We start from the raw sequence: 6,840 nt of genomic DNA, 5'->3' as shown, positions 1-6,840 counted from the left end.
TTCTTTGTGTTCTTTGTGTCTTTGTGTGAGCAATTCCCGGATTTAGGGTAATAAGCGACAGACCACGATTAACTCGCCTGTTCCGTTTGGCAACTCTGCCGGAACAGCATCCAAGTCAGATAAGGCTAGCGAATCCGGCCTAACGGAAACGGCGTAGAAAAAGGCGGGAAGCGGTTCGGTTCAGCGATGCCTGCAAGATCCCCGAAGGACTGGGATTTGCACGTCAAGGCGGGAAAGGTTCGCATCGGACTTACGGCAGGTCGGGTGAGGTAAGTTGGAGCCTGCCGGGCGGGCCTTGCAGCAGTTCAAGGACCGGGGCTATGCCGACAAATACGTGGCCGCCGGTCAGCCGCTCCATCTGATCGGCATTGAATGCAGCCGGGGGCAACGCGCCTTGGTGGGGTTCGAGGTCGAAACCCAGTGAGTGCCCAACCGGCAGCGCCGCGCACCAGCCCGGCGCGTCTTGCGTACGGCCGGGGCGAATGCCCAGGCCCGAGCACCGGCCCTTATCCATCGACGGACGGCCCCCGTTCAACCCCGGGGTGAGATTTGCGGTCCAGCAGGCCCGACACTGCGGGACGGAACTGGACGAACCAAAGCACGATAGGTACCGCGGGCGGGAGGATCAGGAACCCGAATTGGTAGGCCAACGCCAGTCCCTCATAGCCCAGGCTGGTAAATCCGAGCAGTGCCTGCGCCTCCGGGGTCAGTTGAAAGGCCAGGGTCTTGAGGATTTCGGTCGCAATTCCAAAGACCTGAACGGCCGTCAGCAGCAGCATGGCGACGAGCCAGCCAATGACCTTCGCCGCTTCCGAGGCGGGGGTCGCCAGCAGCAGCGCAGTGTACAGCGGCACGCAGTAACCATATTTCAGCGGATTGACCTCGAACACCAGCGTCCCCATTCGGGCGACCCCCTTCACCGCGGCCTGCGCCGGCACCGCGGTCACCACTGTCAGTGCATTCCCCTGCTGCGCCACCTGTTCGACAAGTTTGGGAAAGCTCCAGGTCATGAGGGCATCGACCAGGGCGGCGAGTGGGATGGTAAAGAGGATCGAGAAATAGTACCAAGCCGCGAAACACACCGGCAGCCAGAACAGGACGCGCAGCAAGAACTGGCGCAGCGGATCCCGCCCCGGCGCTACGCCGGGTCGGGGCAGGCTCGAACGCTGTGCGACCCACCGCAACCAGACCATAAACACGACGAGCACGTCGAGCATGATCAATGCTTGCCAGATATAGAGGTGCGCCCACTCGAACGCCGTCGGATGCCATTGACCGAGATAGAACAACGTGACGATACGCACCAGATTCAGCACCTGAACCGTCACCAGGCCGATGGCGATGCCTAGCAGCTTCTGCACCCAGGAGGCGGGGAACGCCAGCATGGCAGCGGCCAGGATGATGCCTGCCTCGACACCGTTACAGCCGGCCTCAATAGACACCGCGAAGCCGTTGGCAGTGTTCCAGATGATCTTGCCCTGGGCCGCGATCTCACTGTCCCAGGTCTGCATCAGGGCGACGGCCAGCGTAGCGATGCCGGTGGTGAACGGAATCACGAGGACCTGCTGCGTCCAAGGCAGTAGCTCGACGGTGAAGAGCACCGCGACGATCAGCAGAAAAACGACGAAAAAGCGGGTCATTGAAGTGGTCTCGGGCGCCGCGGGCCGTTCAACTGTCCGACAGCGCGCGCTTGTCGAGCACCCGCTTCGCCTTGCCGTCAAATCTCTCGATGCGCCGCGGCTCCACCAGGTCCACTTCCGCACGGATGCCGGCGACCGTGTGGATCTCGCGCGCGATCCGCTCGCGCAGGGTCTGCATCCGGTCCATGCGGTCGGAGAACATCTCGGCGCGGATTTCCACCTTGACCGTCACCTGATCCAGGGTCCCGGGGCGGTCCACCTCGATCAGATAATGGGGCGTGGTGCCCTCCACGCGCAGCAGGGCCTCCTCGATCTGGGACGGGAAGACGTTGACCCCGCGGATGATCAGCATATCGTCGCTGCGCCCGGCCACCCGGCCCATGCGCGTCGTGTTGCGCCCGCAGGGACAGGGCTCGCGATAGATCCGCGCGATATCGCGGGTGCGGTAGCGGATCATCGGCACCGCCTCGCGGGTCAGGGTGGTGATGACCAACTCCCCGGGCTCGCCCTCCGGCACCGGCTCCAGGGTCTCGGGGTCGATGCACTCCACCAGAAAGTGGTCCTCCTGCAGGTGCATCCCGTTGCGGACGGCGCACTCGCCGCTGACCCCGGGGCCGATGATCTCGGAGAGGCCGTAGTTATTGAAGGCGAGGATGTCGAGTTGCTCCTCGATCTCGCGGCGCATGTCCTCGGTCCAGGGCTCGCCGCCGAAGTGGCCGAAGCGCAGCGGCAGGGAGCGCGGGTCCATCCCCAGATCGCGGGCACCGTCGGCGATCGTCAAGGCATAGCTCGGGGTACAGACCAGCACCTCGGGCGCCAGGTCGTGGATGATGTCGAGTTGGCGGCGGGTATTGCCGGAGGCGGCGGGGATAATGGCCGCCCCGACCCGCTCGACCCCGTAGTGGAGCCCGAAGCCGCCGGTGAAGAGCCCGTAGCCGAAGGCGATCTGCACCGTATGCTCGGGCCGCAGCCCCCCCGCCACCAGGAAGCGGGCGCACAGCCCCGACCAGGTCTTCAGGTCCTGCGCGGTATAGGCGACGAAGGTGGGCCGACCGGTGGTGCCGGAGGAGCCGTGGATCCGCGCCACGTCCTTGCGCGGCACCGCCAGGAAGCCTAGCGGCTGATGGCGGCGCAGGTCCTCCTTGGTAGTGAAGGGCAACCGGCGAATATCGTCCAGACTACGGATGCTGCGCCGGGAGATGTCGTGCAGCCGGAAATGATCGCGATAGAAATGGACCGTGGCAACCCGCTCGACCAGGGCGCGCAGGCGCTCCAGTTGCAGGGCCTCCAGTTGCGGACGCGGCAGGGTTTCCGCGGGATCGAAGACGCGGTTTTCAATGGCAAAGCCGGGGATGTCTGGCATAGCGTTATCAAGGTCTCGTGATTATCTTTGTCTTTCGATTGTCAAAGCGTCGCAAGCGTCAACATTCCCAGCACTTTCGCGGCCTTTTCCAGACGGGTATCGAAACAGGCGAATTGCAGTTCCTCCCCGGCCGCTTCCTCCAAGATACGCGCGGCGGCCAGTTGCACACTGTCATAGCCGCGCAACGCAAAGATATCCGCATAGTCGCCGGCCAGTTCCACCAAGGGCTGCGTAACCTCGACAATCGCATAGTCGGGCCAGTCGTGACAAAGGCGCTTGCGTACCGCCTCGATCGGCTGCGCATCGGCCGGGCTCTCACGCACGCGGCGCGCCAAGGCCGCCATGGTCTCCGCCCAGGCGATCCTGCAGACCGCGATGGCGGAAGCCGCCGCCGCAAGCGCCATCATCAGGTCGCTGGAATCCTCCCTCAGATACAACTTGATCAGCGCGGAGGTATCGCAGAACAGAATCAACCGCGATCCTCCAACAGCATCCGGCCAACCGACTTTACACCTTCCGTTAGATCCAGGGGCGGCGTCAAGCGCGGCTTGCTGCCGCTCCAAGACAAGGCGCCCGCGGCGATCAGGCCGCTTAGCCCCCCGTCCTCCGCCCGCGGCGGGATGCCGACGATGCGCGCGATCGGTCGGTTGTGCGAGGTGACCTCAATGACCTCACCAGCCTGGGCGCGCAGCAACACCCGTGACAGTCTGGCCTTCAGTTCACGAACGGCGATGGACATGGCGGGACCTCAGGATACAGCGTGGCCACATTATAGGGTGCGTCGGCGAAAGATGTGACCTCATTTCGGCGCAGCGGTTGCAAGCCTCAGAGGAACCGACCTTGATCGTCCTTCCGGACATTGGAGGTCGAGGCTTTACCGTGAACGTCGCGCCGGGAGCGCGCTCCTCATCTCCCTCCCCCTCTGGGGGAAGGCCGGGGAGAGGGAACGGCCATGGCGCCCGCAACTTTCATCTTTCGGGGTGGCGCGGGCGCCAGGGCCGTTAGACGATCCCGCGCGCAGCTTGCTTCGTCAGTACGTCGGGAGAAACCGCCCGGTTTGCGTGTCGATGACACCCCCGGCGGCGCCTTGCATGAAATGACCGGTGGTATTGTCGATGTAGTTTCCCCCGCCGGTGGGGGTCGCTGGAACGCCATTGATCAAGAGTGACGGTTGCGCTGCCGCAGCATTCTGCTCGGCCGGTTGCGGGGTCGGCGGAAGGTAGCTGTATTTCGACATCTCATTGTCGACGCGCTCTTTTTGCAACCGGTTCAGATTTCCGTATTGGTGATAGCCCGCGTCCTTCAGCGCTTGCCGACGCGCCTGCTCATAGGTCATGACCGGTAGCGCCGGGCCGTTTGGAGCGGCGGGTTGCGCTGGCACCGCGGCTTGGGTTGCGGCGGCATCGGCCGCGCGCCGGGCGGCCTCTTGGGCTTCGCGCCGTTCGATCATGCGTGCTTGGTTGACGATCGAATAGGGGTCGTCGGCGGGGGTCGCGCGGCCGGTTCCCGGGGGCGGTGCGGGGGCCGGGGTGGGGATACGGACCGCTTGCTGGCGGGGGGCGTCCGGCGGGCAGGGCCGGTCGGAGAAGGTCAGTTCACCGGTGGCGCTGGTGCAGCGGTAGGCCCCGGCCATGGCCGCGGGCGGGCCGGCGAGGGCCAACGCCAGGGTGAGCAGCGGGAGGAGGAACGCAACGCAAGGGTGGCGAGACATGGCGGCAACCTGTTTATCTGTGCTGGTTTGAGAAGCGTAGCACGTCCGCCCTTGACCGTTCGGCCATCCGGGGTCTAGGTTTGCTCTGCCGCTGGGGTCCCAGCGGTCGGGCTTGGCGCCCCGGAGCTTGGCGGACAGACCGCCGCATGGGCGGTTTTTATCTTCTTCTCTCCTTCCGCCCTCAAGCGACGTGGCTGAAGAGTTCCTCGGCATCGACCACATGCAGACCGGCGGCGGTGAGGACGGCGATGGCCTGGTCCGGGTCCTCGAAGCGGAAGATGAGGATCGCCTTGTCACCGCGGCGCAGCGAGAAGGCGTACATATACTCGATATTGAGCCCGGCGCTCTCCAGCACCTTCAGTGCCTGGGCGAGCCCCCCGGGGCGGTCGAGCACGTCCACCGCCACCACCTCGGTGAGATTGACCACCCAGCCGGCCTTCTCCAGGACCTGCCGGGCCTGCTCCCACTCACGCACGATCAGGCGCAGGATGCCGAACTGCGCGGTGTCCGCCAGCGACAGGGTCATCAGATTGATGCCCTGCGCGGCGATCGCCTCCAGGGGCGCGCCCAGGCGCCCGGGACGGTTCTCGAGGAACAGCGAGAGTTGCTGTAGCTTCATGGTTCTTTACTCCCCTGGTGAGATTACGAATCCGCCGACTCAAAGGTTACGCTGGTCGATGACCCGCCGCGCCTTGCCCTCGCTGCGCTCGATGGTGCGCGGCTCCACCAGGCGCAGATCGACCCGGATGCCGCAAATCTGCTCGATGGCCTGGGCGAGCCGCGCACGTACCTCCTCCAGGGCGCGGATCTTGTCGCTGAAGACCTCGGGCGTGACCTCCACCTCCACCGCCATCTGATCCAGCCCGCGCTCCCGGGTGAGGATGATCCGATAATGCGGCAGCGTGCCCTCCACCTGCAACAGGGCGGCCTCCACCTGGGACGGGAAGACGTTGACCCCGCGGATGATGATCATGTCGTCGGAGCGGCGGCCGATCCGCCGGATACGCCGCAGCGTCCGCCCGCAGACGCAGGGCTCGCTGATGATCCGGGTAATGTCGCGCGTGCGATAGCGGATCATCGGCATGGCCTTCTTGCTGAGCGTGGTCAGCACCAACTCGCCCTCCTCCCCGTCCGGGAGGCTGGCCCCGGTGTCCGGGTCGATGATCTCCGGGTAGAAGTGGTCCTCGAACACATGCAGCCCGTCCTGGGCCGCGCACTCACTGGCCACCCCGGGGCCGATGATCTCGGACAGGCCGTAGATGTCATAGGCCCTGACCCCGGCCTCGGACTCGATGTGTTGGCGCATGGCATCCGACCAGGGTTCGGCACCGAAGACGCCCACACGTAGCGGCAGGTCCTTCAGATCCACACCCACATCCTTGGCACGTTCGATCAGGTGCACGAAATAGCTCGGGGTGCAGCACAGCGCGGACACGCCGAAGTCGCGCAGAACCATGAGCTGGCGCTCCGTATTGCCGCCGGAGACCGGGATCACCGTCGCCCCCAGGGCCTCGGCCCCATAGTGGGCGCCCAGGCCGCCGGTGAAGAGCCCGTAGCCGAAGGCGTTCTGCAGGATGTCCCCGCGGTGCAGCCCGCAGGCGGCGAAGGTGCGCGCCATGACCTCCGCCCACACGTCCACGTCCTCGCGTGTATAGGCGACCACGATTGGCTTGCCGGTGGTCCCGGAGGAGGCGTGCAGACGCACCACGTCGCCCATCGGGCTCGCGAAGAGGCCGAAGGGATAGGTGTCGCGCAGATCCGTCTTGACGGTGAAGGGGAGCCGGGCGATATCGGCCAGGCTGCCGATGGCCTCCGGGGTCAGGCCCCGCTTCTCCAGGCGCTGGCGAAACAGCGGCACATGCTCGAAGGCGCGCGCGACCACGGCGCGCAGGCGGCGCAGTTGCACCTCCTCAAGGCGCGCCGCGGGTAGGAAATCCGGAGCGCTGACGGGGTGAAAGCCCCCCGCCGCGTCGTTCCACAGCTCGGTCTGCATCGTGACCCCCTCGGTCAGCGTTGTACGCTGTCGTTGTCGTTGTCGTTGTCGTTGTCGTTGTCGTTGTCGTAATCGAGGTTATCGTAACGCCGCAGATTCTCCCGCACACCAAATCGCATCGCTTCTCCGATCA

8 protein-coding genes are annotated in these 6,840 nt (G+C 65.2%); 1 reads left to right on the top strand and 7 read right to left on the bottom strand.

Annotation, left to right across the window (positions count from 1 at the left end):
• The first annotated feature begins 274 nt into the window (after nucleotides 1-274).
• On the top strand, nucleotides 275-424 hold the full coding sequence (locus QZY48_RS11010; RefSeq protein WP_295430905.1) for a hypothetical protein: 150 nt from the start codon (nucleotides 275-277) through the stop codon (nucleotides 422-424).
• 82 nt (nucleotides 425-506) lie between these two features.
• On the opposite strand, the gene xrtH is transcribed toward QZY48_RS11010, so the two are convergent.
• The 7 genes from xrtH to QZY48_RS10975 form a co-directional block, all read right to left on the bottom strand.
• Nucleotides 507-1,640: an exosortase H gene (gene xrtH, locus QZY48_RS11005; RefSeq protein ID WP_295430904.1), complete on the bottom strand. Its 1,134-nt coding sequence runs from the start codon at nucleotides 1,638-1,640 to the stop codon at nucleotides 507-509.
• Nucleotides 1,641-1,668: 28 nt separating this feature from the next.
• Nucleotides 1,669-3,003 (bottom strand): phenylacetate--CoA ligase family protein, encoded by a 1,335-nt coding sequence (locus QZY48_RS11000; RefSeq protein WP_295430903.1) that lies wholly within the window; start codon nucleotides 3,001-3,003, stop codon nucleotides 1,669-1,671.
• 41 nt (nucleotides 3,004-3,044) lie between these two features.
• Nucleotides 3,045-3,476 carry a type II toxin-antitoxin system VapC family toxin gene (locus QZY48_RS10995; RefSeq protein WP_295430902.1) on the bottom strand — a complete coding sequence of 144 codons (432 nt, stop codon included), beginning with the start codon at nucleotides 3,474-3,476 and terminating at the stop codon, nucleotides 3,045-3,047.
• Nucleotides 3,473-3,742, bottom strand: a complete 270-nt coding sequence (locus tag QZY48_RS10990; RefSeq protein WP_295430901.1) for a type II toxin-antitoxin system Phd/YefM family antitoxin — start codon at nucleotides 3,740-3,742, stop codon at nucleotides 3,473-3,475. The genes QZY48_RS10995 and QZY48_RS10990 overlap by 4 nt, the downstream gene beginning before the upstream one ends.
• A 291-nt stretch (nucleotides 3,743-4,033) precedes the next feature.
• On the bottom strand, nucleotides 4,034-4,714 hold the full coding sequence (locus QZY48_RS10985) for a DUF4124 domain-containing protein (protein WP_295430900.1): 681 nt from the start codon (nucleotides 4,712-4,714) through the stop codon (nucleotides 4,034-4,036).
• 181 nt (nucleotides 4,715-4,895) lie between these two features.
• Nucleotides 4,896-5,333 carry an ACT domain-containing protein gene (locus tag QZY48_RS10980; RefSeq protein WP_295430899.1) on the bottom strand — a complete coding sequence of 146 codons (438 nt, stop codon included), beginning with the start codon at nucleotides 5,331-5,333 and terminating at the stop codon, nucleotides 4,896-4,898.
• A 39-nt stretch (nucleotides 5,334-5,372) separates the two neighbouring features.
• Nucleotides 5,373-6,707 carry a phenylacetate--CoA ligase family protein gene (locus tag QZY48_RS10975; protein ID WP_295430898.1) on the bottom strand — a complete coding sequence of 445 codons (1,335 nt, stop codon included), beginning with the start codon at nucleotides 6,705-6,707 and terminating at the stop codon, nucleotides 5,373-5,375.
• Nucleotides 6,708-6,840 lie beyond the last annotated feature (133 nt).

The sequence above is a fragment of the uncultured Thiodictyon sp. genome (assembly GCF_903828115.1).
GTDB lineage: Bacteria > Pseudomonadota > Gammaproteobacteria > Chromatiales > Chromatiaceae > Thiodictyon.
Note: the sequence above shows the minus strand (reverse complement) of the source record. Positions and strands in the feature narration are given on the sequence as shown.

Excerpts from the sequence above, each read along its gene's own strand:
- QZY48_RS10980 (WP_295430899.1), bottom strand. The coding sequence starts at position 5,333 with ATGAAGCTACAGCAACTCTCGCTGTTCCTCGAGAACCGTCCCGGGCGC.
- QZY48_RS10975 (WP_295430898.1), bottom strand. The coding sequence starts at position 6,707 with ATGCAGACCGAGCTGTGGAACGACGCGGCGGGGGGCTTTCACCCCGTC.
- QZY48_RS10985 (WP_295430900.1), bottom strand. The coding sequence starts at position 4,714 with ATGTCTCGCCACCCTTGCGTTGCGTTCCTCCTCCCGCTGCTCACCCTG.
- QZY48_RS10990 (WP_295430901.1), bottom strand. The coding sequence starts at position 3,742 with ATGTCCATCGCCGTTCGTGAACTGAAGGCCAGACTGTCACGGGTGTTG.
- QZY48_RS11000 (WP_295430903.1), bottom strand. The coding sequence starts at position 3,003 with ATGCCAGACATCCCCGGCTTTGCCATTGAAAACCGCGTCTTCGATCCC.
- xrtH (WP_295430904.1), bottom strand. The coding sequence starts at position 1,640 with ATGACCCGCTTTTTCGTCGTTTTTCTGCTGATCGTCGCGGTGCTCTTC.